We start from the raw sequence: 26,277 nt of genomic DNA on the forward strand, positions 1-26,277 counted from the left end.
GGGTCTCGAAGCGGCACCCGGGGTACCCCACCGAGCCCACCGGAGTTCGGCCGGCGGTGGCCGGACGGCGCGCGGGGCGGCCGGACGGCGAAGACCATTGACGATCCCGGACTCGGGCATTCCGAAACCGGAATCCGAGGGCATACTTGTGGTATGCGGGACGAACAGGGGCCTCGGACGAGGTGGACCTTTCTGACGCATCACGCACGTGTACTGGTGGCGATCTCGCGTGACGCGGAAATCCGCCTGCGGGATCTGGCGACGACGTGCGGAGTGACCGAGAGGGCCGTACAGGCGATCATCAGCGACCTGGAGGACGCCGGCTTCCTCACCCGTACGCGGCACGGACGCCGCAATCACTACCACGTCGTCGGCGGCACGTACTTCCGCCATCCCGCCGAGGCCCACCACGAGATCGCAGGCCTGCTGGCACTGCTCGGCGGCCCCGGTCTCCGCCCCGGCTCCGGCCACCAACAGACGCTTCCTACCGGTGATCATCATGGTGAGCATCCGTGAGACCGCGCCCGACCGCCTCCAGCACCTCACACCGCATCTGCGAACCACCACCACGGTGGTTGACGGAGAGGCAGTGATCGTCTGCCTCGACGGCGAGGTGGACCTGGAGGACCGCCGTCCCTTGCAGCAAGCCCTCGCACGGGTGGTGCAGACCCGCCCGCGCCGGCTGATCGTCGATCTGACCGGCCTGGCCTTCTGCCACTCGGTATGCCTCAACGCCCTCCTCGCTGCCCGCCGGCGCGCGACGGCCGCCGGTGTGGAGATGGTGCTCGCCGCCCCGCCGCCTCAGACCAGACGAGTACTGGAGATCACCGGCGTCGACGAGGTCTTCACGATCTGCTCAAGCGTCCGCACCGCCCTGGCGGACGCCTACGCCGCCAGCCGGCGGACAGGATGAGGTGGTGACCGGACACAGTGGCCGCAGGACACCGTCCATGTCTACGCCCCGTGCGGCAGGCCACCTGCCGCACTGCCGATCGGTCGAGCCCCCGAACAGCGGCCGGACGGCGGCCGAGCAGGGCCAAGTGACCCATGCCGCGGCGCGTGCCGGGACGAGGACCATGGAGGCGTGGACGAGGCGACGCAGGTACCCGGTGGGCTGGAACGCCAGGAATGCCTGTCCCTGCTCGCGGGCACCGGCTACGGCCGAGTGGTGTTCACCGCGCGGGCCCTGCCCGTCGTCGCCCCGGTGAACTACCTCCTCGACGAGGATGTCGTGATCGGCGCCGGTGCCGATGCACGCCTCCAGCGGCTGGCGGAGGGCGACGTCGTGCTCTTCGAAGCGGAGGGTGCCGACTCCGGCACCGCGTGGAGCGTCAGTGTGACCGGCTACGTCCACCCCGTGACCGATGCCGGGGAAGCCGATCGCCTCATCAGCCGCACGGGGTCCGAGACGCCCTGGGTTCCCGGCCCGGCAGAATCCCTGCTGCGGATCACGACCACGCAGGTGGACGGCCGGACGTTCCCGATCACCGGAGCCGGTCCCGGCCGTGCCGGGCTCCCGTACCCCGGCGCTACGCCCAACGCCTGAACGGCCCGCGAACGGGCATAAGGACTGTGCCGGGAAAGTCGTGAGACGTGCGGAGGTGCGGCCCGGTGGGAACTCCTGCGAACGGTCCGCCCGGTGAGCTGCCCGGCTTCGTGCACATCCCCGACCCCGCCCGTCTGGAACTCGACCGTGCCGTCCAGGCCGTCGTGACGCGAGCCAATGACGTCCTGCACGCGGAAAGCCGCCTGCGTGACCTCCTGCGGGCGGTTCTCGCGGTCACCACGGACATCGCCTCACCAGGGGTGCTCGACCACCTGGTGAACGCCGCCCGTGAGCTGCTGGGAGCCCACTTCGCCGCCCTGGCCGTACTCGACGACGAAGGTCGGCTCGTCCAGTTCCGGCACAGCGGCATCGAACCGGCCGCCGCCCGGGAAATCGGTCCGTGGCCCCGGGGCGAAGGTGTCCTCGGCCGCCTGCGGACGCAGTCCGGTCCGCTGCGGATCGACGACATCGACGCGGCCCCTGACACGTACGGCTTCCCGCCCGGCCATCCGCCCATGCGGACTTTCCTCGGCGTGCCGATCCGGGCCCGCGGCCGGACGTTCGGAGCCCTCTACCTCGCCGACAAGCAGGGATCCGGCACCGTGCCGGCACCGTTCACCACGGAGGACGAGGAACTCCTCCAAGCGCTGGCCGGTGCCGCGTCGGCGGCCGTCGACAACGCCCGGCTCTACGAACAGGCCCAGCGCAGGGAGGCGTGGCAGCACGCCACGGCCCTGATCAGCTCCGCCCTCCTGGCCCGTACCGAGCCGGACCAGGTCCTCGCGCTGATCGTCGAGCAGGCGCGGCAGGTCGCCGACGCCGACATCGCGGCGATCGCCCTTCCCGAAACCCCAGAGCGCCTGGTCATCCGCATCGCCGCCGGCCAGGACGCCGACTGCGTCACCGGCCACCACCTGCCCACCGCACAGTCCCTGACCGGCCTCGTCCTGACCCGCGGCGAACCGCTGATCACCGCCGACCTGTCCACCGACGAACGCGCCCACCAGCCGGACACCGTCCTGCCCACCGCACCCGGCCCGGCCATGTTCGCCCCCCTGACCGCCCGCGGCAGCCGCACCGGGGTCCTATTCGTCACCCGCCACCCGGGCCGGGCGGGATTCGACCACGACCAGCTGGACATGCTGACCGTCTTCGCCGCTCAGGCCGCTCTCGCCGAGCGGCTCGCCGCCGAACGCGCCGACGCCGAGATCGTCACACAGGTCCGTGACCACGAGCGCATCGCCCAGGACCTGCGCAACCGTGTCATCGAGGGCATCTTCGCCATCAGTCTCACCCTCAACGGCCTGGCCACCACCGCACCGCCCGACCGGCAGCAGCACCTCCTCGACACTGTCGGCCGCCTCGACACCGTCATCCGCGACATCCGCGCCACCGTCTTCGACCTCCAGCACCCCGACCCGGGCCCCGGAGTGCCCTGACCTGCGGTGCGCTCCGGGGGCGGTGCCTGGTCGACCCGGTGGGCGGTCGTCTGTCCGTCGCAGTGGGACGCCGACGGCTCAGCGCCACTCGATCGCGAACAGGGTGGCGTCGTCGCTCGTGCGCCCGCCCCGCTCCTCCTTGAGGACGTGGGAGAGCATGCGCACCATGGTCCGGAGCCCGGTATCCGAGCGCTCGACGCGGTTGACCCAGTCGATGAGCTGGTGCTCGCCGAACTGCTCCCCGCCGGGCGCGCGCTCCTCGACCAGGCCGTCGGTGAAGCACAGCACCCGGTCCCCGTGCCGCAGTAGCCGCTCACTGATCACCGGCTGCTCGCCGCCGAACCCGACCGGCAGGGTGGGGGCGCTCTCCAGCCGCTCGACGACGAGACGGCCGCGGATCAGCAGTGGTGCCGGATGGCCGGCGTTGACCCACTGCAAGTGGCCGGTAACGGTGTCCAGGCGCATCATCTGCGCGGTCACGAAGTGGTCCGGCCCGAACTGCTCGGCGATGGCCCGGTCCATGAACGCGTAGATCTCCGCCAGTCCGATGTCGGCGCGCCGGGCGTGCCGGTACGCACCGATGGCGACGGTCGCCATGGTGGCGGCATCCAGTCCGTGGCCCATGGCGTCGATGGTCGCCACGTGCAGGAGGTCGTCGTTGAGCGCGTAGTCGAAGCTGTCCCCGGCCACGTGGTAGGCGGGTTCGAGGATGCCCGCCACGGCGACCAGGGGGACCGTCATCGAGAGCGGCGGCAGGAGCGACCACTGGATCTCGGCGGCCACGCTCATCGGCTGGAGGCGCCGGGCCTGGAAGATCCGGTCGGTGAAGGCGTTCTTCGTGACCAGCAGATCGGCGACCAGGGCGCAGAAGACCCGCAGCAGTCGGCGGTCGTCCTCGTCGACGGCGTCCAGGGTCAGGGCCAGCACCCCCACCTCGCCACCGCCGTCCGGCAGGGGCAGGTACACCCGCAGGCCGTCCTCCTGCGGTTCCTCGACGGGAACACCACGCAGGAACACCTCGCCCGCGGGTGAGTCGTCGATCGGCACCGGCTCTCCGGCTGTCAGCCCCCGCCCATGCAGGGGTGCCAGGACCAGCTGTCCGTAGTCCTGCAGCAGGAGGACCGGGTCGCGACCGCCGAATCGGCGCACCGCGTCGGCGACCAGTGGAGCGATCATCTGGGGCGGCAGTTCCTGGGTCCGGTCCAGCAGCGGGCCCAACAGCAGGTGTTCGCCGGTACCGTACGTCCGACCGGGTTCCGGCGTGGCGGATGGCTGGTCACCGCTCATCCTCGCTCACCGCCGTCTTGCTCCCGTCGTCGGGGCCGGCGCCGCTTCTGCCGAGCCGGGCGCCCCGGATCCGTGAACCGAGGCAGCTCCTTCCATTACGCCCCACTGCCGGGCGATGCGCTCTCCAACCGGTCGACAGGATGCCGAGGGCGTGCGGAGCACGGCACGGTTCCACCATGGCTTCGGCTCCGTGGCGTCCGGCCCCGGCCGTTCACCGTGCGGAGCCGACGCGGCCGGGCGAATCCGCCGCAGGTCCGGAGGCCCACGGTTCCGCGAGTCCGGGCCGCTCACCCGTCTTCCTCGGCCCCTGCCGGACCGACGCCCCCTGCCCGACCGCGTGGCCACCCGGCCGGCACGCGCACTGCCCGGCCCGGCCCGGCGCGTGAGCCTCGCCCGAACGGGTAGCCGTCACGGTGCGACGAGACTTCGTCATCCGGGCGCCATGGGCCCGGACCGATGGGAAGCGACCACCATGTCCGCAGCCGTCCATCACCACCGCCACCTGACTTTCACCGCAGGCAGCGGAGCCTCCTCGGTGAACGAAGGGCGGGCGTTCACCCGCCAAGCCCTAGCCGATTGGCGCCTGACTTCCTCCACCACCGGCGACGACGCCCAACTGGTCGCATCAGAACTGCTCACCAACGCCGTCCGGCACACGGCAGGTCCCCTCGCCATGGACCTGGACGATGACGGCTCGCGCCTGCGCATCACCGTCACGGATCCGCGGGCCGACATCACCCCGCCCCATCCCGGCAGCCACCGGCCTGCCCGGATCGGCGGCCACGGCCTGTTCATCGTCGACCGCCTCGCCCTGCACTGGGGGGCCTTCCCCGAAGGCTGCGGCAAGACCGTCTGGGCCGACCTCCTCCTGCCAGGCCGGGCAACCGACCCGGTCGCCGTGAGAGCACGGTCGTCATGACGACGGCAGGACGGACGCGACGGTTCAAGCGGAGGGAACGGCGAGCAGGGCGGCAGCGCGGCCTGCGGTGAGGACGCCGAGGAGGTAACCGTCCGCGTCGACGACGGGCCAGACGGCCAAGTGCTTGATCCGCATCGCGACCGCGGCCAGGCGCAGGCCCATGCTCGGCCGCGTGAACGGGCCCCGTTGGTGCGCCGTGGAGCAAAAGGGTACCGGGATGCGGAAAGTCCTGGATAGTGCGAAGCCTACTCGACGGTCCCTTCGATGAGGGCGCCCGGGGAGTACCGTGGGTAGCAACCGAGGACATTCCGCACACCGGTATTCACGCTGGTGTCGCCCTGGGTCATGACAGGTCCCTCGCGGACCGGACGGGCGGCCCCAGATGATGCCGATCCCCCTCCCCACTCCTTTCTCGCCCGGGCCGTGGGCGCCCGGCGCCCCGCTCCTGCCACGCCTGGTGCTGGAGCCGACGATGGCGCGGGACGGAATCTTCGACGGGGCGTGGTGGCCCCGCTCCAGTCACGTCCTGGCCGAGCTGCCGGACCTGATCACCGCGCTCGGCGCCCACCTGGGCCGCATCGTCAGGGTGGGCCTCGACTCCGCGGCCTGGGACGAAGTGCCCCGGTCGGTCGTGGTCAACGGCTGCACCGTCAAGATCAACTGGTTCGCCGCGAGCGACGCGACGATCAGCATCACCCGAGGGTTCCAGGACCACTTCCTCCTGCTGGTGGTACCGCCCCGCACCAGCAAGCAGACGGCGTCCTCGGCGATGGTGGGGGCCTCGGTAACCGGCAACCACACCCCGGCCTCCGAACTCCTGCTCGGGCAGACGTCCGGCCCCCGTCAGCAGTGCGTCACGGAGTGACATGAGGGCCTTTCTGGTCGCCGGTGACGGTCGCAATCCACACCTGGCCAGAAGGCCCTCACTCATTTCAAGAGGACGAGCTTGAGCGGGGGCTCGGCGACGGCGAAGTCCGCGTAGCCGGGGCGACGCCTGGCGGGCTCGGCGCCGAAGAGCTCGGAGTAGAAGGCGGCGGAGCCTTCGAGGTCGGCGACGCGCAGGGCGAGCTGAACACGGGACATGGCGGTCCTCCCCGATCCGGAGCTTGTTTCGACAGTTGTCGATACGCCGCGGGCTTGGCGCCGGATTAGATGGGCGTCAACATAGACACATGTCGAATTTGGAGCTGAAGGTGCTCGACCAGGACGAGGCGGCGGTCGCGTGCTGCTCGCCGATGGTCCGCGAGCCGCTGGGCGAAGAGGCCGCCGTCGACCTGGCGAAGATGTTCAAAGCCCTGTCGGACCCGGTGCGGCTGCGACTGCTGTCGCTGATCGCCTCGCACGAGGGCGGCGAGGCGTGCGTCTGCGATCTGACCGGGCCGTTCGACGTCTCACAGCCGACCATCTCCCACCACCTCAAGGTGCTGCGCGAGACCGGCCTGGTCGGCTCCGAGCGGCGCGGGACCTGGGTCTACTACTGGGTGCTGCCCGCCGCCCTGGCCAAGCTGTCCTCCCTGCTCCAGGCTCCGGCCGCCACCGGAGGGTCCAGATGACCGAGATGGCTCCGCTGGGCCGCCGGGCGGCCGTCGAGTTCGTCGGGACCGGCGCGCTGGTCGCCGTCGTGGTCGGCTCCGGCGTCCAGGCCACCAAGCTCTCCCAGGACATCGGCATCCAGCTGCTGGCCAATTCGCTCGCAACCGTGTTCGGCCTCGGCGTGCTGATCCTGCTGCTCGGCCCGGTCTCCGGCGCCCACTTCAACCCGGCCGTGACCCTGGCCGCCTGGTGGACCGGCCGCCGCGACGGGGGCGGGCCGGCGCTGCGGGAGGTCGCGGCCTATGTCCCGGCCCAGGTCGCCGGGGCGATCGGCGGCGCGGTACTCGCGGACGCGATGTTCGCCGAACCGCTCGTACGCTGGTCGACGCATGACCGCTGGGCGCCGCACCTGTGGCTGGGCGAGGTCGTCGCGACTGCCGGACTGGTCCTGCTGATCTTCGGCCTGGCCCGCGTCGGCCGCGCGCACTTCGCCCCGGCCGCAGTCGCCTCCTACATCGGCGCCGCCTACTGGTTCACCTCCTCGACCAGCTTCGCCAACCCCGCCGTGACGATCGGCCGCGCATTCACCGACACCTTCGCCGGCATCGCCCCAGCCTCCGTCCTGCCGTTCATCGCCGCCCAGCTCGTCGGCCTGGTCGTCGGTGTCGCACTGGTTGCCATGTTGTTCGGCCGGCCGACGCCCGCCGCCGAGGACGACGTCGTCGTCCCGCACGGCGACCACCACCCGGTCGAAGCCGCCCGCTGACGCAGCCTCCCGCTTCGGAAACCAAAGGACCCTTTCGTGAGCACTCCCACCGTCCCGTCCGTGCTGTTCGTCTGCGTGCACAACGCCGGCCGTTCCCAGATGGCCGCCGCCTTCCTCACCCGCCTCGGCGGCGACCGGGTCGAGGTCCGCTCCGCCGGCTCCGCCCCGGCCGACACTGTGAACCCCACCGTGGTCGAGGCCCTGGCCGAGGTGGGGATCGACATCTGCGCCGAGACCCCGAAGGTGCTCACCACCGAGGCGGTCCAGGCGTCCGACGTGGTGATCACCATGGGCTGCGGCGACGCCTGCCCCTACTTCCCCGGCAAGCGGTACCTGGACTGGAAGCTCGACGACCCGGCCGGCCAGGGCGTCGGCGTTGTCCGCCCGATCCGCGACGAGATCGAGCGGCGCGTCCGCGGCCTGCTCGCCGACCTCGGCGTCGAGGCCGCCGGATGAGCGAGGCCGTGCGCATCGCCACCATGACGCCGAGCACGCCGACCAGGTCCTGGCCATCTACGAACACGGCATCAACGAGGGCAGCGCCACCTTCGGGACCACCGCCCCGACCTGGGCCGCGTTCGACAGCGCCAAGCTTCCTGACCACCGCCTGGTCGTCCTCGACACCGACAACCAGGTCCTCGGCTGGGCCGCCGTCACCGCCGTCTCCGACCGGTGTGCGGATGCGGGCGTCGTCGAGCACTCCGTCCACGCCCCCCTGACGCGCGCGGGCGAGGAGTCGGAGCCGCGCTCCTCGACGCCCTGATCGCCTCGACCGAGGCCGCCGGGATCTGGACCATCCAGTCCGGCATCCTTTCCGGGAACGCCGCCGGCCTCACCCTCCACACCCGCGCCGGCTTCCGCGTCATCGGCACCCGCGAACGCATCGGCCGTCACCACGGCATCTGGCGCGACGTCACCCTGTCCGGCGGGGCGGAGCGCTGCGAAGTGGCTGGTTCGGGTGCGCCGACAGCACGTGGGTGGAGTCGCTTCGGGCCCGGCCGGCTGCCCTGAGCAGCCCCCTTCTCCCGGGCGGTGATCTTCACGAGTTCGAATCTCGTATCCTCCGCCCCGCCCGCCAGGGCAAACGAAAGGCTCCGACCGGAATCCGGTCGGAGCCGTCGTCGTGTCCCGTCCCGGTCGACCTTTTCGGGCCCCGGTAAGTCGTCCCCGTCGACGTCCTTGACCCCGTGCCGGATGAAGCCACCGCGGGGCATCATCCAGCCGGCCGGGCGGGACCGCTCGCCCACCGGCCAGCCGTCTGGTCTGTCCGGGTGCCATCTGTGGGCCATACCGGTCACCCAGGACGCAGGCCTCTGGGGCGAAGGCCGCAGGCCCGTACAACCTCGTGTGGGGCACCGGCTTCCGAGCCGCTCCCGGGCAGGACGGCCAAGGCCGTGCGGCCACCAATCCGATTCCGCAAGGGTGAGCAGCAGAAGGAGGAGGGACGTGCCTGCAGCTATGGGTGTCTGGCACCGCTGGATGGCCGCAGCGACGGTGATGGTGACGGCTGGGGCGCTCGGCTCGCTCGGGGCAGGCACGTCCGCAGCGTCCGACCTGATGGGATGGGACCGTGCCCAGTGCGCGACCCAGCCCGCCCCGCCGGCGACGAACGTACCGCCACCGATCACCTCCGGCAGCGATGTGTGGAGCTTCGTGTCCGCGCCGGAGCTGCATCCCATGCGGGTCACCGTGACCACGCGACGACCGGGCACGGCCCGGGGGGACGTCTTCGTCTCCCCCTACAACCTCACCCAGCCGGTCGGCCAGACCGGGGCGCTGATGCTCGAGGACTCGGGCGATCCGGTGTGGTTCCGCCCGCTTCCCGTCGCGAACCTCGAGAACGGCGACTTCCGGGTGCAGGCGTACCACAATCCCCGGACCGGCGTCACACAGCCTGTGCTGACGTTCTGGCAGGGGACCATCGCGATCCCCCCGTACTACACCAACCTGCCCGGCGGCGCCCCCGAGCCGGGAGGCTGCTACTACGTCTACGACGACCACTACCGCCCGATCAGGACGGTCTTCGCCCGGCACGGCTTCTACCCGGACTTCCACGAGTTCCTCCTGACGCGCCGGGGGACCGCGCTGTTCATCGCGTCCAAGCCGGTCCCGATGGACCTCACCCCGTACGGGGGGCCGAAGAACGGAGCCATCGAGGACAGCGAGATCCAGGAGGTCGATCTCGCGACCGGGAAACTCGTCTTCTCATGGGACATCCTCGACCACGTGAACCCGGCGGACTCCGAGGTGTCGGCCTCCTCGGCGTCCTCGTCCGGCGGGGTGTGGGACGCCTACCACGTGAACTCGATCGACGAGGGCCCCGACGGCCAGCTGCTGATCTCGGCCCGGAACCTCTGGGCGGTCTACGACGTCGCGCGGCGCACCGGCGACATCCGCTGGCAACTCGGTGGCAAGAGAAGCGACTTCAGCTTCGGCCCGAACGCGGACTTCTTCTGGCAGCACCACGCCCGGTTCCGGCCGGGAAACCGGATCAGCATGTTCGACGACGGCTGCTGCAACCAGCCGGACGGCACCCCCGAACAGCAGTCGCACGGCCTGATCCTCGACCTCGACTTCCCCAACCACCGCGCGACCGCGGCGCGGACCTACTACCACGCGCCGGGGTTGTACGCGGCGTCCCAGGGAGACACCCAGGCGCTCACCAACGGCAACGAGTTCGTCGGGTGGGGGCAGGAGTCGTACTACTCGGAGTACAGGGGCGCCGGGAACACCGAGGGCGACGGCTCGAAGAACCTGCTCTACGACGCCACGATGCCGGGCTCCGACATCTCGTACCGGGCGTTCCGCCACGAGTGGGTCGGCAAGCCGTGGTACCCGCCCGGTGCGGCGGCGCGCGACGGTGGCAGCGGCGGGCGGAGCATCGTCTACGCCTCCTGGAACGGTTCGACGGAGACCGCAGCGTGGCAGGTGCTCGCCGGACCCGACGCCCGCTCCCTGTCGGTGGTCGTCGAGCGCGCCGACCGGACCGGCTTCGAGACGGCCGTCACGACGGACAACCCGGGACCGTACTTCCAGGTGAGGGCGCTGAACGCGAAGGGCGAGGTCATCGGGACGTCCCACGTCGTGACCCGCTCCGGCTGAGATGGGGGCGTGCCCGATACCGAGTCGGAATCCGCGGGAGGAAGCGCTCCCCGGGCGAAAGGCCCCGGCCGCTCCTGTCGGGGCCTTCGTCGTCTCCTGGAAGCCCTTGACGCCTGTTGGCGTCCTCGGCCGGCCGGCTCAGCCCTCGCCGACTCCGTTGGTCTGGGAGAGGGGGAAGCAGCTGGGAGTCTCCGAGGTCAGTGAGATCTCCAGGCTGCCGACGGTGCTCGGGTGGAGCGCGCCCTTGGGGGCGACGTCGAGCAGCAGCAGGCTTTCGCCGGGCGGGATGGCGGCGGGATGCAGGATCGCGATGCGGCCGTTGCCGGGATCCAGGGACATCACCGACTCCAGCCGGCTGCTGTCGGTGGCCACCGGGGTGTGGCAGGAGGCCGAGGGCGTCATGACCAGCGCGGGCACGCCCACCGAGCGCAGGGCGCTCTGGAGCCCGGACCACTCGGCGCCGATCAGCTGGAAGGAGACGGTGCCGTCCTTGTTGGGGGTCACCGTGTAGGAGGCGGTGCTGAGCTGCACCGCGGCCGAGCCGCCACCGGCCGTCGGGGAGGCGCCTGCACCGGCCTGCGGCTCGGGGGCCACGCTGGTGGCGCCGTTGTGCGGCATCAGGACGACCGCCGTGACCGCGGCGGCCAGCCCGAAGCCGGTCACCACCAGCCTGCGGGAGCGGCGCGGCCGGACCCGGACCGTGGCACCTGTGGCGGGCAGGTTCGCGGCACGGGCGGCGAGTTCGGCGCCGAGCCGCTGCTGGAAGTTCAGGGGCGTGGTCACGAGGCGGCCTCCAGGAGAGCGTTCACGGACGTGCTGGTGTCGCTGGTCTGCGGAGCGACCTTCTGCAGCGACTTGCGGGCCCGGTGCAGCCGCACGCGGGCCGTGGCCGCGCTGATGCCCAGCGTCTTGGCGGCCTCCCGGACGGCCAGCCCGTCGACGGCCACCAGATCCAGCACCGCGCGCAGCGGCTCGGACAGGGCCGCGTGCCGAACGGCCAGTGCGCGGGCCTCGCGGGCCGCGTCGATGCGTCCCTCGATCGCGGACACGTCCTGATCGTCCAGCAGCCGCTGACCGGCGATCCTGGCCACCGCATTGAGCTCGCGGGCACTGCCGCGGAAGTGCGCGGCCAGGACGTTGCGGGAGATCCCGTACAGCCAGGCGACGGGCGAGCCGCGGCGGGCATCGTAACCGTCGGCCTGCTCCAGCGCCGTCAGGAAGATGTCGGCCGTCAGATCGGCTGCCAGGTGCACGCTGTCGGTGCGCCGGGTGACGAAGCCGAGCACGGTGTCGAACTGCTGCCGGTAGAACACGGCGAACGCCGCCGGGTCGCGCGAGGGTGGTGCTATCGGGTGCTCCGCTGACACGGATGACTCCTTGGGACGACGAGCACTGCCTTACACCTCTACTTGGCTCCGGCACTCGAAGGCGTTACACGCGGCCCTTCCGGCGGCTCGCCGCGGCTTGGTGCTCAAGGCCGCTCCGCCGGCCCTCCGGGGCCGAAGCAGGCTGCGCCTCTGCCCACCAGGCCGAAGGCCCCGACCGCTCAGCGGTCGGGGCCTTGGTCGTGTCCGTGTGAGCCCCCCGAGGCGCGGGCGGCCGTGGGGGCGCCGAAGGTCAGGCCGTCCGCCCGGCACCCGGGCGGACCAGGCGGCGGCGGACCGCCCACGCCACCGCCGCGAGGGCGAAGCCGTAGACGCAGACCAGTCCGTGGCCGTTGTCCTGGGCGAGCCACATCGCGAGGCCGAGCACGGGGACGCCGGCCGCCAGGGCGATCTCCTTGGGGAGGCGGGTGCGGGTGAGGAAGGCGAGGGCGAGGGTCGCGCCGAGGAAGTAGGTGGCACCGGAGCTGCCGGCGAAGTTGCGGGGGTCGGTGCTGGGACCGTCACCGAAGCCGAGCAGGTCGTCGATCCGGCCTGGCAGCAGGATGCCGGCCAGGAAGAAGCCGAGGGTCAGCGCGCCGCCCCAGTACCACTGGGCGAGCGCGGCGACGGCGGCGAGGGTGACGAGGTTCCACAGGCCGCCGAAGAGGCCGCCGTTCTGCATGAACACCGAGGTGAACTCGCGCCACCAGCCGGACTTGGCCGGGTCCGCGTCCAGCGCGTCCATGGCGCCGGACCACACCAGCTGGAGCAGCACCCCGCCGACGGCGACGGCGGTCAGGACGATCGCCGCCCACGGGAGCGGCCGCGAACGCAGGGTGTCGCGACCGACCACGCCCAGCCCGCAGTTGACCATCATGACCATCAGCGCGGCCGTGGTCACGTTGAAGAGGATCGCCCCCATGGTCCTGTCCCTCCCCGGCTCCGACGCGTTCCAACGCCGTTCGAAAATCTGATGGAGCAAAGCTAGCACAGTTTTCGAACGGCGTTGGAAAACGCTGTACGGTGAACCTCATGAAGCTCACCAAGGACCGCATCGTCGACGCGGGCATGGCCGTCTTCGCCGAGGTCGGCTACCAGAACCTGTCGATGCGCCAGGTCGCCGACCGGCTCGACGCCCATGCGGGCAGCCTCTACTACCACGTACGCGGCAAGGACGAACTGCTCGCCCTGATGGCCGACCGGGTGTGCCGCCAGGCCTACGACGCCGGCACCGAGGCCCTGGCCGCCCTCCCCGCCGACGCGAGCTGGCAGGACCGCGTCGAGGCCCAGGCCACCGCCCTGCGCCTGAGCATCAAGGAGCACCCCGGAGGCGCCCAACTCCTCGCCGAGAGCCCCGGCATGCTCAGCGCCGGTGCGCTCTCCCTGATGGAACGCCTGCTGGGCACCTTCGTCGACGCCGGGCTTCCCGCCGAGCACTGCGGCATCGCCGCCGACACCGTGCTCAGCCACGTCACCGGCTTCGTGCTCCAGGAGCAGAACCAGCCGTCCTCCCCACCGACCGTCACCGCCGAGCTCTACGCCGAGTTGTGCGAGCGCTTCCCCCTGGTCATGGGCGACCTGATCCCCCGCATCAGCCAGGACGAGAAGTTCACGCGGAGCCTCCGCCTGCTCCACACCGGCTTCGCGGCGCTCTCCCAGTCGATCCCGCCCCGCCGGCCGGTGACCCCTCCGAACCCCGCTTGAGGCCTCGGACGGCGGGAAGCGGGCTTGCATCGAGACCGTGTCGAACGCACGACCCCTCCGCCGTGATCGAAGGCCCGGCCCGCTGCGAAGCGGGCCGGGCCTCCGTCGTCCCCCGGGGGCGGTCCGGCGGCTCCGCGGCTTCCCCGGCCGCGATCGCCGGAGGACGGCGTCCGGACCGTTCGAGTGGTGTCGGACCGCCGACGGGACGCAATCACGGTGTGTCTGGCGACCGTCCGGGCTCGCGTGACGCATGAGTGGAGAAGGCGTTTCAACGCGCCTGATCCCTGTCCCCGAGGTGCGGAGTGTTCATGTCGCCGCTGTCCGTGGTCCGTCGCTCGCTCGTCGTTCTACTGCTTCCCCTGCTGGCACTCGCCGCCGTCCTCGGCGGCGCCAAGCAGTCCTCCGCGGTCCCGGTCCCCACCGGGGCCCGTGCCGGGGGAACCGACTGGGACGCCTTGGCCCGCTGCGAGAGCGGAGGGCGCTGGCAGGCCGCCACCGGGAACGGCTACTACGGCGGGTTGCAGTTCGACGCCGCGACCTGGCGCGCCAACGGCGGCCTCGCCTACGCGCCCCGCCCGGACGGGGCGACCCGCGAGCAGCAGATCGCGGTGGCCGAGCACCTCGCCGCGAGCCGCGGCCTCGCTCCCTGGCCGGTCTGCGGAGCCCGTGCCGGCCACGACGGCGGCCGCTCGAACAGCCACGCCGGCACCCACGCTCGTGACCACGCGCAACGGCCGCACGCTCCCGCCCCGCCCGCCCCGCGCACCGAGCGCAGCGAGCGCACCGCCCCGGCGGACACCCCCGCAGCCATCGACGAGGGAACGGACGCGGACGGAGCCGGCGTGGACAGCTGGATCGTCCGTCCCGGCGACACCCTCGGGGACATCGCCCAGGAAGTCGGCTCCCCCGACGGCTGGTCGACCCTCTACGCGCTCAACCGCCAGACCATCGGCGACGACCCTGACCTGATCCTGCCCGGCCAGGTCCTCGCACTGCGCTGACCCGCGGGAACGGCCGGCCATGCGCTCGCGGTCATCACGGCCGCGATCGGCAGACGCCTACGAGGGTGAACCGGCTCAGCTCGGACACCCAGGACGTGCTCACGCCATGCTGTCCGACTCCGGACGGTCCGGTCGGCGACAGCCGGAACGACTTCCGGCGGCGTCCGCGAACGGCGAATCTGTTCATCGCCGCCAGGGGAGCACCCCGAGCGCCACCCTGACGAAGCGCCAACCGCGGGGCGCGCTACCGGCACAGGCCAGTCCCGTGCACCAGCAGTGAAGGACCCCACACTGCTCCGCATCCGTATCGCCCGGGCCACCGCAGTCGCCGAGAGCCTCAGTCGGGGCGGGATGAGCCGGCCGTGGAGATCATCCACGCCGACGGGCCGACCTCCTGTTCCACCTGCTGACCCTGGATCCCCCCGACGCGCCCGGCGCCCTCGAGCGCACCCACACGCCCTGATCACCCGAGGCCACCGGACTTCGCCTCGGCTCAACCTGCGCTACCGGTCGCCCGAGCCGTTCACGGCGGTCGAGGGCATCACCGCGGGCTGGGCACCACGCCCGCCGGGCCCGGACCGCCCGGCCGGCGTCCAGGCCCGCGGCGCAGAACCGGTCAGGATTCGAGAACCCCCGGTCGGCGCGCGGCGTGAAGGCCATGGCACCGCACGGTTCTGATCCTCTGTCCACCACGAGAGGAAGGTCCGCCATGCAGCCGACCGACTCGCCCGCCGAGGAGTACACCGGGTTCACCGCCGAGGAGCGGGCCGCGATGAAGGAGCACGCCCGGGAGCAGAAGCGGACGGTGGCGCGGCGGGGGTCGCGGGCGGAGAAGGAGGCGGCGGCGGAGCTGGAGGTGCTGGCGAAGATCGCCGAGATGCCGGAGGCGGACCGGGTGCTCGCCGAGCAGATCCACTTCCAGTGCGCGCAGAAGTTCAAGTCGCGGTAGGCCTACGCCGTGAAGGAGCTGACCGCGGCCGACGAGGAGCGCATCAGCACGCTCGTCAGGAGAGCCGTGGGCTGAGACCGGCGGGAGGCCCGGGCCGCTGGTCGGCGGCCCGGGCCCGTTGGGGTGGCTCAGGAGACGGGAAGGGGGGCTTCGGCGCGGTCGGTGGCGGTGGCGCCGAGGGCGAGCAGGGCGGTGCGGGTGGTGGTGACGGCGGCGCAGTTGTTGGCGGCGTAGGAGAGGGCCATGCGGTGCCGGTCGAGGGAGAAGTCGGCGACGGCGTCGGCGATGAGGAAGGGCTGGACGTCGTGGGAGAAGGCGTCCACGGCGGTCATCAGGACTCCGACGTGGGCGTAGACGCCGCACAGGATGAGCTGGTCGCGGCCGCTGTCGCGGAGCAGTTCCAGCAGGCCGGAGCGGTGCAGGGCGCTGTAGCGCCACTTGGTGAGGACGTGGTCGCGCGGCTGCGGGGTGAGGGCGGAGACGATCCGGCGGTCACCCGGTTCGGCGCGCATGCCGGGGCCCCAGAAGTCCTTGAGCAGGCCGCGCTGTTCGTCGTCCATGTCGCCGGGCTGGGCGGTGTAGACGACGGGGACGCCGAGGTCGACGCAACGGGCCCGGAGCAGGCGGCAGTTGTGCAGGAGTTCGGAGGCGGGTGAGCGGTCGGCGGCGAAGGGGCGCAGGAAGTACTCCTGCATGTCGTGGACGAGCAGGACGGCACGGTCCGGGTCCGGTGTCCAGGGCACCCGGCTCTCCGGCAGGTCGCGTTCGGTGGGCATGGGGTACGGCGGGATCGGGCTGATGCTCAAGGCGGGACCTCGTCAGGGTGTGGTGGCAGGGGCGGGAAGGGGGCGGCGGCGGTCAGGGGCGCCAGGCCGCCGCGACGGTGAGGGACTGCTCCGGGTTCAGGCGCGGGTCGCAGAGCGTGGTGTAGGGGCCGAGGCGGCCGGCGTCGGCGACGGCAGGGTCGTCGGCGACGCACTCGGCCACCGGGTCGGGCGTCGCCTCCAGGTGGAGACCGGCGGCGACGCCGCCGCCGCGGCGCACCGCCGCCAGGAACTCGCCGACCTCCTGGACCACGGCGGACAGCGCCCTGGTCTTGCGGCCGTCGGGCGCGCTGACGGTGTTGCCGTGCATCGGGTCGCACAGCCAACTCACCGGGTGGCCGGCCTCGCGCACCGCCCGGGCCAGCTCCGTCAGCCGGTCGGCGGCCCGGCCCGCACCGAAGCGGGCGATCAGGGTGAGCCGGCCGGGCGCCCGGTCCGGGTCCAGTGCGCGGCACAGTTCCAGCAGTTCGGCGGGGGTGCAGCCCGGGCCGACCTTGCAGGCGACCGGGTTGACCACGTCGGCCAGCAGCCGCACGTGGGCGCCGTCCGGTTCGCGGGTGCGCTCGCCGATCCACGGCCAGTGGGTGGAAGTGAGCAGCAGCCGGTCGTCGGAGGAACGGCGCAGCAGCGGCAGTTCGTAGTCCAGCAGCAGGGCCTCGTGGCTGGTCCAGACCACCGGGTCGGGCAGCGGGGACCAGGTCTCCTCGTGGCGGCGCAGCTGGGCCATGGCCCGGGCGGCGGCGCGGTAGCCGGTGACCAGGCGCAGCGGGTCGGGGCGGCGGGCCATCGGCTGGGGGTCGGGCGCGTTGACGATGAGGCCGCGGAACACCGGCAGTTCGACGCCGTCGACGACCTCGGTGGGACGGGACCGGGGCTTGGCGAACTGGCCGGCGATCCGGCCGACCCGGACGACGGGCAGTCCGGTGTTCATCCGCAGCACGCCGGCCAGCGCGTCCAGCAGTCCGGCCTTGCGGGAGATGGCCTCCGGGGTGCAGTCGGCCGGGTCCTCGGCGCAGTCGCCGGCCTGGACGACGAGCAGCCGTCCGACGGCCGCCTCGGCGAGCAGGGTGCGCAGCCGGCGCACCTCGTCCCAGGCGACCAGGCCGGGCAGGGCGGCCAGGTCGGCGCGCACCTTGTCGACCAGCCAGGCGTCCCCCCAGTCGGGCTGCTGCCCGGCGGGGCGGCTGCGGTAGGGCAGGAGCTCCTCCTCGGACAGGGGGGCGCGGAAGGAGTCGAGTGCGGTGAGGGTGCTGGTGCGGTCGATCACGGTCGCTCCTCAACGGAAACGGAAGAAGACGGAACGGCGGCGAGCGGTGTGCCGGTGAGGAGCTCCTCCCGCGCGGCCGCCGGCTCGCGTACGACCGCCGGATCGCGTACGGCGACCGGCTCGCGTACGACCACCGACTCCCGGACGCCGGCCGGCTCGCGTACCGCAGCCGGTTCCCGCACGGCCGCGGCGACCGCGGCGGCGACGCCCGGGGCCACCCGCGGGTCGAGCACGCTGGGGACCACCCGGTCCGGGGCGAGGTCCTCCGCCGCCAGGGCGACGATGGCGTCGGCGGCGGCCAGCATCATCCGCTCGGTGATCCGGGTGGCCCCGGCGTCCAGGGCGCCGCGGAAGATCCCGGGACAGGCCAGCAGGTTGCTGATCTGGTTGGGGTGGTCGCTGCGCCCGGTGGCGACCACCGCGGCGTGCCGGGCGGCCAGTTCCGGCGCGATCTCGGGGGTGGGATTGGACAGCGCGAACACCACGGCGCCGGGCGCCATGGCGGCGATCAGCTCCTCGGGCACGGTCGCCGAGGAGACGCCGATGAAGACGTCGGCTCCCGGCAGTACGTCGGCCAGGCCGCCGCGCAGCCCGCGCGGGTTGGTCAGCTCGGCCAACTGGGCCTTGGCCGTGGAGAGTTCGGCACGGCCGTGGTGGATGACACCGCGCGAGTCCAGCACGATGACCTCCCCCGCCCCGGCGGCGACCAGCATCCGGGCGCACGCGGTGCCCGCCGCGCCGGCGCCGGAGACCACCACCCGCATCGACGGCAGCGGCTTGCCGAGCAGGTCGGCCGAGCTGCGCAGCGCGGCCAGCGCCACGATCGCCGTGCCGTGCTGGTCGTTGTGCATCACCGGGCAGTCCAGCGCCGCGTCCAGGGCGCGCTCCAGTTCGAAGCAGCGCGGCGCAGCGACGTCCTCCAGGTTGATCGCGCCGAACGACGGGCGCAGCCGGACGAGCGTCTCGACGATCTCGTCCACGTCCCGGGTGTTCAGCACCAGCGGTACGGAGTCCAGCCCGCCCAGCGCCTTGAACAGCGCCGCCTTGCCCTCCATGACGGGCAGCGCGGCGGCCGGGCCCACGTCGCCCAGGCCCAGCACCGCGGTGCCGTCGCTGACGACGGCCACCAGCCGGTGCGCCCAGGTGTAGTCGGCGGCCAGCCGGCCGTCCTCGGCGATCGCCCGGCTGACGTGGGCGACCCCGGGGGTGGAGATCGCGGAGAGCGCGCGGGCGTCCAGCGGTGTGATGGGGACCTGGGTGCGGAGCTTGCCGCCCCGGTGGGCCCGGAATATCTCGTCCTCGGTGAGCCTTTCGGCACGGTCCTGGTGTGCGACCGACACTGGCGTCCCTTTCTCGGGAGATCTCGGGGGAGCCTCGGGGATCCTCACGGGGCGCAGGGCGCCGGGTGTTCCGTTGCCGGGAGGTCCGTCGCGAAGGTGATCGTGTTCGACGCTAGTCGCGGCGCCGACACGGGTGGAACTACTCGACCGAGTGGGTCTGTCCCACCCGGCCGCCACATTCCCCGATTGACCTGCGAATTCGAGTAGTTGTGGGCCTCCCGGCCGTGCGGAAGTGTCGTTGCCATCCCCCTTTCCGCTCGCTCCAGCCGTTCCAGGAGGCGCCATGACCGGGCACACCCGGCCGCTGCACGACGAGGCCCCGGGAGGCCTGCTCGGCACGCTGCTCGCACCGGGCGGCGAGCCCGCCGCGTACGCCCTGCTGCACCGGCCGGAGAGCGGCGACGCCGACCGGGTCGAGGTACTGGTCGGCGAGCCGACCGAGCCGGCCTCCCTGGCCGAGCTGCCGCTGGAGGACGGGCCCGGGCACCCGGCGGGCGCCCGGCACGAGCTGCTGGTCGTCGTCCCGTTCCGGCAGGTCGCGGAGCGGGGCTTCGCCGCCCCCGACGACGGCGCCCCGCTGCTCGCGCTGCGGGTCACCGACCAGGAGTCGGTCGACCTCGCCGATGCGCTGCGCCTGCTGCCGGACGACCGACTGGCCGTCCGCAACGCCGAGTTCGCGCTCGACGACGAGGCGTACGCGGAGCTCGTGCGGACCGTGCTGACCGAGGAGATCGGCCACGGGCGCGGTGCCAACTTCGTCCTGGAGCGCCCGTTCACCGCCGAGATCGACGGTTTCGGGGCGCGCGCGGCGCTGTCCGTCTTCCGCCGGCTGCTGGCACAGGAGCGCGGCACGTACTGGACGTTCCTGGTCCGTGCGGGCGAGCGCTACTTCGTCGGCGCCTCGCCGGAGCGGCACGTCAGCGCGATCGACGGGGAGGTGGTGATGAACCCGATCAGCGGGACGTACCGCTACCCGGCCGGTGGGCCGTCCGTGCCCGGGCTGCTCGACTTCCTCGCGGACCGCAAGGAGACCGACGAGCTGCTCATGGTGGTCGACGAGGAACTCAAGATGATGGGCCGGATCTGCGAGGACGGCGGGCGGGTCGTCGGCCCGTACCTCAAGCCGATGGCGCGGCTGGCCCACACCGAGTACCTGATCGAGGGGTACAGCACCCGGCCGATACCGGACATCCTGCGCGAGACGCTGTTCGCACCCACCGTCACCGGCAGCCCGCTGGAGTCCGCGTGCGAGCTGATCAGCCGTTACGAGCCGGACGGGCGCGGTTACTACAGCGGGGTGCTGGCCCTGGTCGGCCGGGACGCGGCCGGCGGGCGGTGGCTGGACTCGGCGATCCTGATCCGCACCGCCCGGATCGACCGGGCCGGCCGGCTGCGGATGGGCGTCGGAGCGACCCTCGTCCGTCACTCCGATCCGCGGGCGGAGGTCGCCGAGACGTACGCCAAGGCGGCGGGGATGCTCGCGGCCGTCCGCGGGACGCCGGACGCCGCCGGGCCGGCCCCGGCGGCCGTCGACACCTCGGGCTGGGCCTCGGACCCCCGGATCCGGGCCGCGCTGGCCGGGCGCAACGCCCAGCTCGCGCCGTTCTGGCTGAGCCGGCCGGACGGCACCGGAGACGACCGGACGGGCGGCGCCGCGGACGGAGGCATCCGGGGCCGGGTGCTGCTGGTCGACGCGGAGGACACCTTCACCGCGATGATCGGCCACCAACTCGCCGCGCTCGGGCTGGAACCGGAGATCCGCCGCTGGGACGCCCTGGCCCGGGGGGCGGGCGGCCGCGTCGAGCTCCACGGAGCCGACCTGGTGGTGGTCGGCCCCGGGCCCGGCGACCCCCGGGAGGTCGGCGACGCCAAGATCACCATGCTGCGCGCTCTGACCCGCCAACTGCTGGACGGCGACCGGCCGTTCCTGTCGATCTGCCTCGGCCACCAGGTGCTCGCGGGTGAGCTCGGCCTGCCCCTGGTCCGCAAGGCGCGGCCGAACCAGGGGCGGCAGCAGGTCGTCGACCTGTTCGGGCGGCAGCGCCGGGTCGGCTTCTACAACAGCTTCACGGCCGTGGCGGACCGCGACGAGTTCACGCCGCGGGCCCTGACCGGTCCGGCCACGCTCACGGCCACCACGGCCGCCATAGCCACCATGGCCCCGGTCGCGGTCAGTCGGGACGCCGGCACCGGCGAGGTGCACGGTCTGCGCGGACCGCACTTCCACTCGTTGCAGTTCCACCCCGAGTCCGTGCTGAGCACCGACGGCTTCGACGTCCTGCGCGAGTCCGTGACCGGTCTGCTCGCCGTACCGGCCGTCGCCGCGCACACCGCCTGAGCCACTGGCCGAGCCGCCGCCCGACCGCACAGCCCGACACCGCAGCCCGACACCACCCGAGCACCGCAGCGCCGCAGGACCCCCGACCCGTACCCCCCTCCGGAGAGGACCCGTCATGCCCAAACTGATCGTGAGCAACCAGCGGACCGACGAGATGATCGGCGACCTGGGCTCGCTGACCCCCGAGTACCGGCGCTACGTGGCCGGCCAGGCCCAGCGGATGGTCTGGCTCGCCGAAGCGGGCGACGTCCTGGTCCTCCCGGTCGAGCTGGACGAGGAGTTCCTCTCCTACGTCGCCGCCCTGAAGGGCATCGACCGCGGCTCCTGGGCCGTCGTGGTGCCGCCCGTCGGCAGCCTGGGCGAGGACGTGCTCTCCCGGGACCGGCTGGAGGACCCGGAGTTCGTCGCCCGGCTGAAGGCCGCCGTACGGGACCACGAGGTCCGCACCATCCTGCCGTTCCACTTCGACCGGGTCAGCGTGCGGCTCGCCCGCACCCTCGGGCTCGACCGGCACACCCCCGGCTTCCCGTTCGCCGCCCAGAGCGGCACCGCCCTGCTCAACAGCAAGGCCGCCTTCCGGGCACTGGCCGTCGGCCACGGCATCCCGGTGCCGTTCGGCACCGTCACCGACGACCGGCAGGAGGCGGAGGAGTTCCTCTGGGAGGCGATCGGCGCCGGGCAGCCCGTCATCGTCAAGCAGGACTTCCACGTCGGCGGCATCGGGAACGAGATCGTCAGCCCCGTGCCCGGGATTCGCCCGATCGGGGCGACCGGAACCGAGGTGATCACCGAACGCGCCGCGCTCGCCGCCCACCTGGACCGGCGCTGGGCGCACTACGCGGGCCCGCACCGGGGCCGGGTGGTCCTGGAGCACTACACCCCCGAATCTCCCGCCGTCTACTCCGAACTGCTCGTCACCGACGAGGGCGTGCGGCTCGTCGGCCACGGCGAGATGCGGATGAAGCCGGTGATCAACGGGCTGATCGTGCCCGCGCCGTCGGTCCGGCTGCCCGCCTTCGCCGCCTTCCTCGACGACTCGCGGCAGCTGTCCGAGACGCTCCACCGGATGGGCTACCGGGGCAGCCTCAGCGTCGACGCGATCGTCACCCCGGACGACACCGTCCTCGTCAACGAGATCAACGGACGGGTCGTCGGATCCGCGCACATCCACCGGATCGGCGAGGAGCTGGTGGGCGGCGACTACACCCGTGAGCGCATCCTGATCGAGAAGCGCCGGGTCGCCTTCCCCGACTTCCGGACGACCCTGGACAAGCTCACCGCCACCTCGCTGGCCTTCGACCCGGCCCGGCGCACCGGCGTCGTGGTGACCGTCCACGACAACGGCCGCACCGGTGGCTTCGGCGGCTGCTGCCTGATCGCGGAGGACGACGACGCCGCGCGGGTACTGGAGGAGGAAGTGGACGCCTTGTTCGGGACCGCCGGTGAGTGACCGTGGACGTCCGGCGGGCACCGGTCGGGAAGGAGAACGCCAGTGAGTGAGAACGCCAGTGAGTGAGGGCGAGCGCAGCACCGCCGAGCGCCGTACTGCTGAGCGCGGCACTGCCGAGGGCGGCGCGCTGGAACAGGAGGCCCGGGGCGAGCCCCCGGCCATGGGGTACCGGGAACTGCTCGGCCGCCCCGGGATCCGCCCCTGGCTGCTGGTCACCCTGGCGGCGAAGCTGCCGGTCGCCATGGCGCCGCTCGCCCTGGTCTTCCTGGTACGGGAGACCGCCGGCGGGTACACCCTGGGCGCCGTGCTCGGCGGGGCGTACGTGGTCGGCGAGGTCGTCGGCGCGCCGCTGCTCGGTGCCCGGCTGCACGGAACCCGGCTGCGGCGCGAACTCGCCCTCGGGCTGCTGGGCGGCGCGGGCGCCTTCGCCGGGCTCGCCTTCTGCCACTCGGCGCCGCCCGCGCTCGCCGTGGTGCTGGCATTCCTCGCCGGGGCCGCCCCGGCCGCGCACGCCGGCGGGCTGCGGGCGCTTCTGGTCGCCGCCGTACCGGAGCACGGGGTGGCCCGGGCGCTGAGCGTGGAGACCACGCTCACCCAGGGCATCTGGGCCGTCGCCCCGGCCGCGGTGGCGTTCCTGGCGCTCGGCGCGGCACCCGGCGCGCCGCTCGGGCTCGCCGCCTGCTGCGCCGCGCTGGCCGCGGTCGGGGTCCGGACGCTGCCCGCCGTCGGCACCGACGGGGAGCAGGCGGCCCACGGCGCGGGCGAACGGCCCTCGCGGGGGCGGGCGTTGGCGGCAGGATGGCCGGTCTACCTGACCAGCGCCGCCGCGATGGCGCTGCTGGCCACCGCCGAGCTGGTGCTGCCCGCCCTGCTGGAATCCCGTGGTCTGCCGGTCAGTTGGTCCGGTCCGCTGCTGACGGTGTTCTCGGTCGCCAGCGTCGTCGGCGGGCTGCTGTACGGCGCCCGCCGGTGGCCGGGCGGGCCGCGGGCGCAGAGCCTGGTGCTGCTGGTCGCGATGGCGGCGTTCGTCGCCCTGATCGCGGTGCTGCCCGGGCTGGTGGGCATCGCCCTCGGGCTGGTCCTGGCCGGGGCTTTCAAGTCCGGGGTGATGGTCACCCGCAACCTGTCGCTGCGGGAGCGGGTGCCGGCCGGGATGCTCGCGGCCGGGTACTCCCTGATGTACGCCGTGCAGGGCGTCGGTTACAGCCTCACCGCCTCGCTCGCCGCCGTCATCCTCGCCAACGCCGAGCCGGGCACGGCGGTGCTGTGCGGCGCCGGACTGACCCTGCTGCTCACCCTGGTCAGCGCCTCGGCCGAACACCGGTCGCGCGGAGTGCGGTTGGAGGCGCCATCGAACCGACCGTGAAGCTCGCGGCGGATCGCGCACGCACTGTTCGCTCCCGTGTCGTTTAACGGCGTGTTCACACCAAAGGCGGATCAAGCACCGTAGAATCCGTTACGTGTCCGTGGCCCAGGAGCGCCGCTGATGACATGGTGAACCAGCGCGAGACGATCGATCCGCGGCCACCACGCGCGCCGCGGACACGGGGAGAGCGGTGTGAACCCATTGTCCTTGTCCTTACCGTCGGCCGTGCCCAGCGGCGCGGCCGATCCGCTCGTCGGCATCACCGAGAAGCGCGTGGACTCGACGCTCCTGAGTTCCGCCCGGCTGCTCGCCACCCAGGGCAGCGCCGACCAGATCGCCGCACTGCTGCGCGCCCTCGTGACCGACCCGCTGGGGCTGCTGCGGGCGCTGGCCTCGGTCGGCTCCGTCGACCGCGCGGTCGAACTCCTCGGCACGGCCCTGACCCTCGGCCTGCCCCCGGAACTCAACGCCCGCCTGCGGTGCCTGCTGGTCGAACTGCGGCTCGCCGGCGGCGAGGTCCGGCTCGCCCTCGCCACCGCGGAGGAGATCCTCGGCCGCGGCGGCGTCGGCACGCCGGAGCTGCCGCCCACGGTGCGCAGCGCCGTCCTGGCCGGCCGCGCCTTCGGCCGGCACTTCCAGGACCCCGACCGGGGCCGCCGGCACGCCGAGTCCGTGCTGCGCGGCTACGACGACCGGACCGACCCGGACGCGGAGGTCCTGGCCGCCACGGCCGTCCTCTCCGACCTGGTGCTGGCCGACGGGCACCTCACCGAAGGGCTCCGACTGGCCCGGACCGCCGTGGACGGCGCCCGGGCCATGCCGTCACCGGTCTGGCGCGCCTACCTGCACCTGGTGCTGGCCGACCGGCTCCTCGACGTCGGGGCGTACGGCGAGGCCGAGTCCACCGTCCGGGCCGCCGTCGCCGACCTGATCGGACTGGGCGGCGGCGGGATGGACTCGATCGTCGCCCTCCACCGGGCCCGGCTGCTCAGCCACCGGGGCCGGCTCGCCGAAGCCCGCGACGAGGCACAGCAGGCGCTCGCCGCCGCGATGTGCCGGGGCACCCTGCTGTACGTGCCGCCGCTGCTGGCCACGCTCGGCCAACTCGCCCTGCGGTTCGGCGACCACGACGGCGCCGAGGCCTTCGTCCGCCGCTACCGCCAGACCCTCGCCGACGGCGCCGGCCGCATGCCCACACCGGTCTACGACTGGGTCGAGCTCCAGGTCACCGCGGCCCGGCACGGCGCGCACGCCGCGCTGGCGCAGATGGACGTGCAGTACCCCGTCCCGGCCCAGCGGGCCGCACTCTTCACCCGCCAACCGGGCGCCGCCGCCTGGTTCGTCCGCACCGCCCTCGAAGCCGGGGACCCGCACTGGGCCGCGATCGCCGCCCACGAGGCCGAACGGCTCGCCCGGGACAACCCCGGCGTCCCCACCCTCGCGGCCTCCGCCGTCCACGCCGTCAGCCTGCTCCACGGCGATCCGGACGGCCTGGTCCGCGCGGCCACCGAACACGGCCACCACTGGGCCCGGACCGCCGCAGCGGAGGACCTGGCGGCCCTGCTCGACACCCGCTCCCGCCGGCGCACCACCGAGACCGTCACCGAGGCCGTCACCGAGGCCCCGCCCCAGCCCCGGCTGCCCGCCCCACCGGCCACCCCCGCGCTGGCCCCGGCCCCCGCACCGGCCCTGCCCGTCCCCGACCCGGCGGCCCGCGCGGCCGAGGAGAACGCCGACGCCCTGAGCGACGTCGAACGCACCGTCGCCCACCTGGTCAGCCAGGGCCTCACCAACCAGCAGGTCGCCTCGCGCATCCAGCGATCCCCCCACACCGTCAACTACCACCTGCGCAACATCTTCAGGAAGGTCGGCCTCAGCTCCCGCGTCGAACTCGCCCGCCACGCACACCTCTGGACCACCGACCGCCCCGGCATCCCCGACCCCGGCATCTTCTGACCGTCCTCGCCCCCTTCCGCCCAGCATCCACCGCCCGTCCCGGCCCAGGCGCCGCCGAGCCGTCCTGCTGCCGAGGTAGCGGTCCGGCGACCGCTACGGCCCGGACCGCTCACCCGCGGTCCGGGC

At 73.0% G+C, this 26,277-nt stretch carries 24 protein-coding genes and 3 pseudogenes; 18 read left to right on the plus strand and 9 right to left on the minus strand.

Annotated features, from left to right (window positions below; all coding sequences use genetic code 11):
* Positions 1 to 153 precede the first annotated feature (153 nt).
* The 4 genes from ACH4J0_RS08415 (at position 154) to ACH4J0_RS08430 (ending at position 2,985) form a co-directional block, all read left to right on the plus strand.
* Positions 154 to 516, plus strand: a complete 363-nt coding sequence (locus tag ACH4J0_RS08415) for a helix-turn-helix transcriptional regulator (protein WP_396237589.1) — start codon at positions 154 to 156, stop codon at positions 514 to 516.
* Positions 500 to 913, plus strand: a complete 414-nt coding sequence (locus tag ACH4J0_RS08420; RefSeq protein ID WP_396237591.1) for an STAS domain-containing protein — start codon at positions 500 to 502, stop codon at positions 911 to 913. The genes ACH4J0_RS08415 and ACH4J0_RS08420 overlap by 17 nt, the downstream gene beginning before the upstream one ends.
* Before the next feature lie 171 nt (positions 914 to 1,084).
* Entirely contained in the window at positions 1,085 to 1,546 is a 462-nt protein-coding gene (locus ACH4J0_RS08425; protein ID WP_396237593.1) for a pyridoxamine 5'-phosphate oxidase family protein, read from the plus strand.
* A 65-nt stretch (positions 1,547 to 1,611) separates the two neighbouring features.
* Entirely contained in the window at positions 1,612 to 2,985 is a 1,374-nt protein-coding gene (locus ACH4J0_RS08430; protein ID WP_396237595.1) for a GAF domain-containing protein, read from the plus strand.
* A gap of 78 nt (positions 2,986 to 3,063) precedes the next feature.
* Here ACH4J0_RS08430 and ACH4J0_RS08435 read toward each other — a convergent pair whose 3' ends face one another.
* The gene (locus ACH4J0_RS08435) at positions 3,064 to 4,272 is read right to left on the minus strand and encodes a PP2C family protein-serine/threonine phosphatase (RefSeq protein WP_396237597.1); all 1,209 of its coding nucleotides are present in this window, start codon (positions 4,270 to 4,272) and stop codon (positions 3,064 to 3,066) included.
* 472 nt (positions 4,273 to 4,744) lie between these two features.
* Here ACH4J0_RS08435 and ACH4J0_RS08440 point away from each other — a divergent pair, with 472 nt between their 5' ends.
* Positions 4,745 to 5,191, plus strand: a complete 447-nt coding sequence (locus ACH4J0_RS08440; protein WP_396237599.1) for an ATP-binding protein — start codon at positions 4,745 to 4,747, stop codon at positions 5,189 to 5,191.
* A 24-nt stretch (positions 5,192 to 5,215) separates the two neighbouring features.
* Here the strand turns inward: ACH4J0_RS08440 and ACH4J0_RS08445 are convergent, their stop codons facing one another.
* The gene (locus ACH4J0_RS08445) at positions 5,216 to 5,353 is read right to left on the minus strand and encodes a hypothetical protein (RefSeq protein WP_396237601.1); all 138 of its coding nucleotides are present in this window, start codon (positions 5,351 to 5,353) and stop codon (positions 5,216 to 5,218) included.
* A 223-nt stretch (positions 5,354 to 5,576) separates the two neighbouring features.
* On the opposite strand from ACH4J0_RS08445, the gene ACH4J0_RS08450 reads away from it, so the two are divergent.
* A complete protein-coding gene (locus tag ACH4J0_RS08450) occupies positions 5,577 to 6,056 on the plus strand; it encodes a DUF5994 family protein (RefSeq protein WP_396238259.1) in 480 nt (159 codons plus the stop codon).
* Positions 6,057 to 6,121: 65 nt separating this feature from the next.
* On the opposite strand, the pseudogene ACH4J0_RS08455 reads toward ACH4J0_RS08450, so the two are convergent.
* Positions 6,122 to 6,274: pseudogene (locus ACH4J0_RS08455) on the minus strand (VOC family protein); the annotation flags it as partial.
* 89 nt (positions 6,275 to 6,363) lie between these two features.
* Between ACH4J0_RS08455 and ACH4J0_RS08460 the strand changes: the two are divergent.
* The 5 genes and pseudogenes from ACH4J0_RS08460 (at position 6,364) to ACH4J0_RS08480 (ending at position 10,592) form a co-directional block, all read left to right on the plus strand.
* Entirely contained in the window at positions 6,364 to 6,744 is a 381-nt protein-coding gene (locus tag ACH4J0_RS08460; RefSeq protein WP_396237603.1) for an ArsR/SmtB family transcription factor, read from the plus strand.
* Positions 6,741 to 7,490 carry an aquaporin gene (locus tag ACH4J0_RS08465; protein WP_396237605.1) on the plus strand — a complete coding sequence of 250 codons (750 nt, stop codon included), beginning with the start codon at positions 6,741 to 6,743 and terminating at the stop codon, positions 7,488 to 7,490. Before ACH4J0_RS08460 ends, ACH4J0_RS08465 begins: the two co-directional genes overlap by 4 nt.
* A 36-nt stretch (positions 7,491 to 7,526) precedes the next feature.
* Positions 7,527 to 7,946 (plus strand): arsenate reductase ArsC, encoded by a 420-nt coding sequence (locus ACH4J0_RS08470; RefSeq protein WP_396237607.1) that lies wholly within the window; start codon positions 7,527 to 7,529, stop codon positions 7,944 to 7,946.
* Between the two features lie 49 nt (positions 7,947 to 7,995).
* Positions 7,996 to 8,411: pseudogene (locus ACH4J0_RS08475) on the plus strand (GNAT family N-acetyltransferase); the annotation flags it as partial.
* A 525-nt stretch (positions 8,412 to 8,936) separates the two neighbouring features.
* Positions 8,937 to 10,592, plus strand: a complete 1,656-nt coding sequence (locus ACH4J0_RS08480; protein ID WP_396237609.1) for an arylsulfotransferase family protein — start codon at positions 8,937 to 8,939, stop codon at positions 10,590 to 10,592.
* Between the two features lie 138 nt (positions 10,593 to 10,730).
* Here ACH4J0_RS08480 and ACH4J0_RS08485 read toward each other — a convergent pair whose 3' ends face one another.
* The 3 genes from ACH4J0_RS08485 to ACH4J0_RS08495 all read right to left on the minus strand — a co-directional run bounded on the left by ACH4J0_RS08485 (position 10,731) and on the right by ACH4J0_RS08495 (position 12,878).
* Positions 10,731 to 11,375: a hypothetical protein gene (locus ACH4J0_RS08485; protein WP_396237611.1), complete on the minus strand. Its 645-nt coding sequence runs from the start codon at positions 11,373 to 11,375 to the stop codon at positions 10,731 to 10,733.
* A complete protein-coding gene (locus tag ACH4J0_RS08490; RefSeq protein ID WP_396237613.1) occupies positions 11,372 to 11,959 on the minus strand; it encodes an RNA polymerase sigma factor in 588 nt (195 codons plus the stop codon). The genes ACH4J0_RS08485 and ACH4J0_RS08490 overlap by 4 nt, the downstream gene beginning before the upstream one ends.
* Before the next feature lie 250 nt (positions 11,960 to 12,209).
* Positions 12,210 to 12,878, minus strand: a complete 669-nt coding sequence (locus tag ACH4J0_RS08495) for a hypothetical protein (protein ID WP_396237615.1) — start codon at positions 12,876 to 12,878, stop codon at positions 12,210 to 12,212.
* A 110-nt stretch (positions 12,879 to 12,988) separates the two neighbouring features.
* Here ACH4J0_RS08495 and ACH4J0_RS08500 point away from each other — a divergent pair, with 110 nt between their 5' ends.
* The 3 genes and pseudogenes from ACH4J0_RS08500 to ACH4J0_RS08510 all read left to right on the plus strand — a co-directional run bounded on the left by ACH4J0_RS08500 (position 12,989) and on the right by ACH4J0_RS08510 (position 15,685).
* Complete coding sequence (locus ACH4J0_RS08500) at positions 12,989 to 13,660, plus strand: TetR/AcrR family transcriptional regulator (protein WP_396237617.1); 672 nt, start codon at positions 12,989 to 12,991, stop codon at positions 13,658 to 13,660.
* 308 nt (positions 13,661 to 13,968) lie between these two features.
* Positions 13,969 to 14,661, plus strand: a complete 693-nt coding sequence (locus ACH4J0_RS08505; protein WP_396237619.1) for a transglycosylase family protein — start codon at positions 13,969 to 13,971, stop codon at positions 14,659 to 14,661.
* A gap of 709 nt (positions 14,662 to 15,370) precedes the next feature.
* Positions 15,371 to 15,685 (plus strand): annotated as a pseudogene (locus tag ACH4J0_RS08510) (hypothetical protein).
* 53 nt (positions 15,686 to 15,738) lie between these two features.
* On the opposite strand, the gene ACH4J0_RS08515 reads toward ACH4J0_RS08510, so the two are convergent.
* The 3 genes from ACH4J0_RS08515 to ACH4J0_RS08525 form a co-directional block, all read right to left on the minus strand.
* Positions 15,739 to 16,386: an isochorismatase family protein gene (locus ACH4J0_RS08515; protein ID WP_396238261.1), complete on the minus strand. Its 648-nt coding sequence runs from the start codon at positions 16,384 to 16,386 to the stop codon at positions 15,739 to 15,741.
* Between the two features lie 82 nt (positions 16,387 to 16,468).
* Positions 16,469 to 17,650 carry a 3-deoxy-7-phosphoheptulonate synthase gene (locus ACH4J0_RS08520; protein WP_396238263.1) on the minus strand — a complete coding sequence of 394 codons (1,182 nt, stop codon included), beginning with the start codon at positions 17,648 to 17,650 and terminating at the stop codon, positions 16,469 to 16,471.
* 47 nt (positions 17,651 to 17,697) lie between these two features.
* On the minus strand, positions 17,698 to 19,041 hold the full coding sequence (locus ACH4J0_RS08525) for an NADP-dependent malic enzyme (protein WP_396237621.1): 1,344 nt from the start codon (positions 19,039 to 19,041) through the stop codon (positions 17,698 to 17,700).
* 283 nt (positions 19,042 to 19,324) lie between these two features.
* On the opposite strand from ACH4J0_RS08525, the gene ACH4J0_RS08530 reads away from it, so the two are divergent.
* The 4 genes from ACH4J0_RS08530 to ACH4J0_RS08545 all read left to right on the plus strand — a co-directional run bounded on the left by ACH4J0_RS08530 (position 19,325) and on the right by ACH4J0_RS08545 (position 26,151).
* A complete protein-coding gene (locus tag ACH4J0_RS08530) occupies positions 19,325 to 21,379 on the plus strand; it encodes an anthranilate synthase family protein (protein WP_396237623.1) in 2,055 nt (684 codons plus the stop codon).
* Between the two features lie 115 nt (positions 21,380 to 21,494).
* Entirely contained in the window at positions 21,495 to 22,829 is a 1,335-nt protein-coding gene (locus ACH4J0_RS08535) for a peptide ligase PGM1-related protein (RefSeq protein WP_396237625.1), read from the plus strand.
* A gap of 46 nt (positions 22,830 to 22,875) precedes the next feature.
* On the plus strand, positions 22,876 to 24,195 hold the full coding sequence (locus tag ACH4J0_RS08540; protein WP_396237627.1) for an MFS transporter: 1,320 nt from the start codon (positions 22,876 to 22,878) through the stop codon (positions 24,193 to 24,195).
* 225 nt (positions 24,196 to 24,420) lie between these two features.
* The gene (locus ACH4J0_RS08545) at positions 24,421 to 26,151 is read left to right on the plus strand and encodes a LuxR C-terminal-related transcriptional regulator (protein WP_396237630.1); all 1,731 of its coding nucleotides are present in this window, start codon (positions 24,421 to 24,423) and stop codon (positions 26,149 to 26,151) included.
* The last annotated feature ends 126 nt before the right edge of the window (positions 26,152 to 26,277 follow it).

The sequence above is a fragment of the Kitasatospora sp. NPDC017646 genome (genome assembly GCF_044329365.1).
Taxonomy (GTDB): domain Bacteria; phylum Actinomycetota; class Actinomycetes; order Streptomycetales; family Streptomycetaceae; genus Kitasatospora.

Excerpts from the sequence above, each read along its gene's own strand:
- ACH4J0_RS08465 (WP_396237605.1), top strand. The coding sequence starts at position 6,741 with ATGACCGAGATGGCTCCGCTGGGCCGCCGGGCGGCCGTCGAGTTCGTC.
- ACH4J0_RS08440 (WP_396237599.1), top strand. The coding sequence starts at position 4,745 with ATGTCCGCAGCCGTCCATCACCACCGCCACCTGACTTTCACCGCAGGC.
- ACH4J0_RS08415 (WP_396237589.1), top strand. The coding sequence starts at position 154 with ATGCGGGACGAACAGGGGCCTCGGACGAGGTGGACCTTTCTGACGCAT.
- ACH4J0_RS08495 (WP_396237615.1), bottom strand. The coding sequence starts at position 12,878 with ATGGGGGCGATCCTCTTCAACGTGACCACGGCCGCGCTGATGGTCATG.
- ACH4J0_RS08535 (WP_396237625.1), top strand. The coding sequence starts at position 21,495 with ATGCCCAAACTGATCGTGAGCAACCAGCGGACCGACGAGATGATCGGC.
- ACH4J0_RS08515 (WP_396238261.1), bottom strand. The coding sequence starts at position 16,386 with ATGCCCACCGAACGCGACCTGCCGGAGAGCCGGGTGCCCTGGACACCG.
- ACH4J0_RS08505 (WP_396237619.1), top strand. The coding sequence starts at position 13,969 with ATGTCGCCGCTGTCCGTGGTCCGTCGCTCGCTCGTCGTTCTACTGCTT.
- ACH4J0_RS08445 (WP_396237601.1), bottom strand. The coding sequence starts at position 5,353 with ATGGGCCTGCGCCTGGCCGCGGTCGCGATGCGGATCAAGCACTTGGCC.
- ACH4J0_RS08450 (WP_396238259.1), top strand. The coding sequence starts at position 5,577 with ATGCCGATCCCCCTCCCCACTCCTTTCTCGCCCGGGCCGTGGGCGCCC.
- ACH4J0_RS08500 (WP_396237617.1), top strand. The coding sequence starts at position 12,989 with ATGAAGCTCACCAAGGACCGCATCGTCGACGCGGGCATGGCCGTCTTC.
- ACH4J0_RS08460 (WP_396237603.1), top strand. The coding sequence starts at position 6,364 with ATGTCGAATTTGGAGCTGAAGGTGCTCGACCAGGACGAGGCGGCGGTC.
- ACH4J0_RS08435 (WP_396237597.1), bottom strand. The coding sequence starts at position 4,272 with ATGAGCGGTGACCAGCCATCCGCCACGCCGGAACCCGGTCGGACGTAC.
- ACH4J0_RS08420 (WP_396237591.1), top strand. The coding sequence starts at position 500 with ATGGTGAGCATCCGTGAGACCGCGCCCGACCGCCTCCAGCACCTCACA.
- ACH4J0_RS08530 (WP_396237623.1), top strand. The coding sequence starts at position 19,325 with ATGACCGGGCACACCCGGCCGCTGCACGACGAGGCCCCGGGAGGCCTG.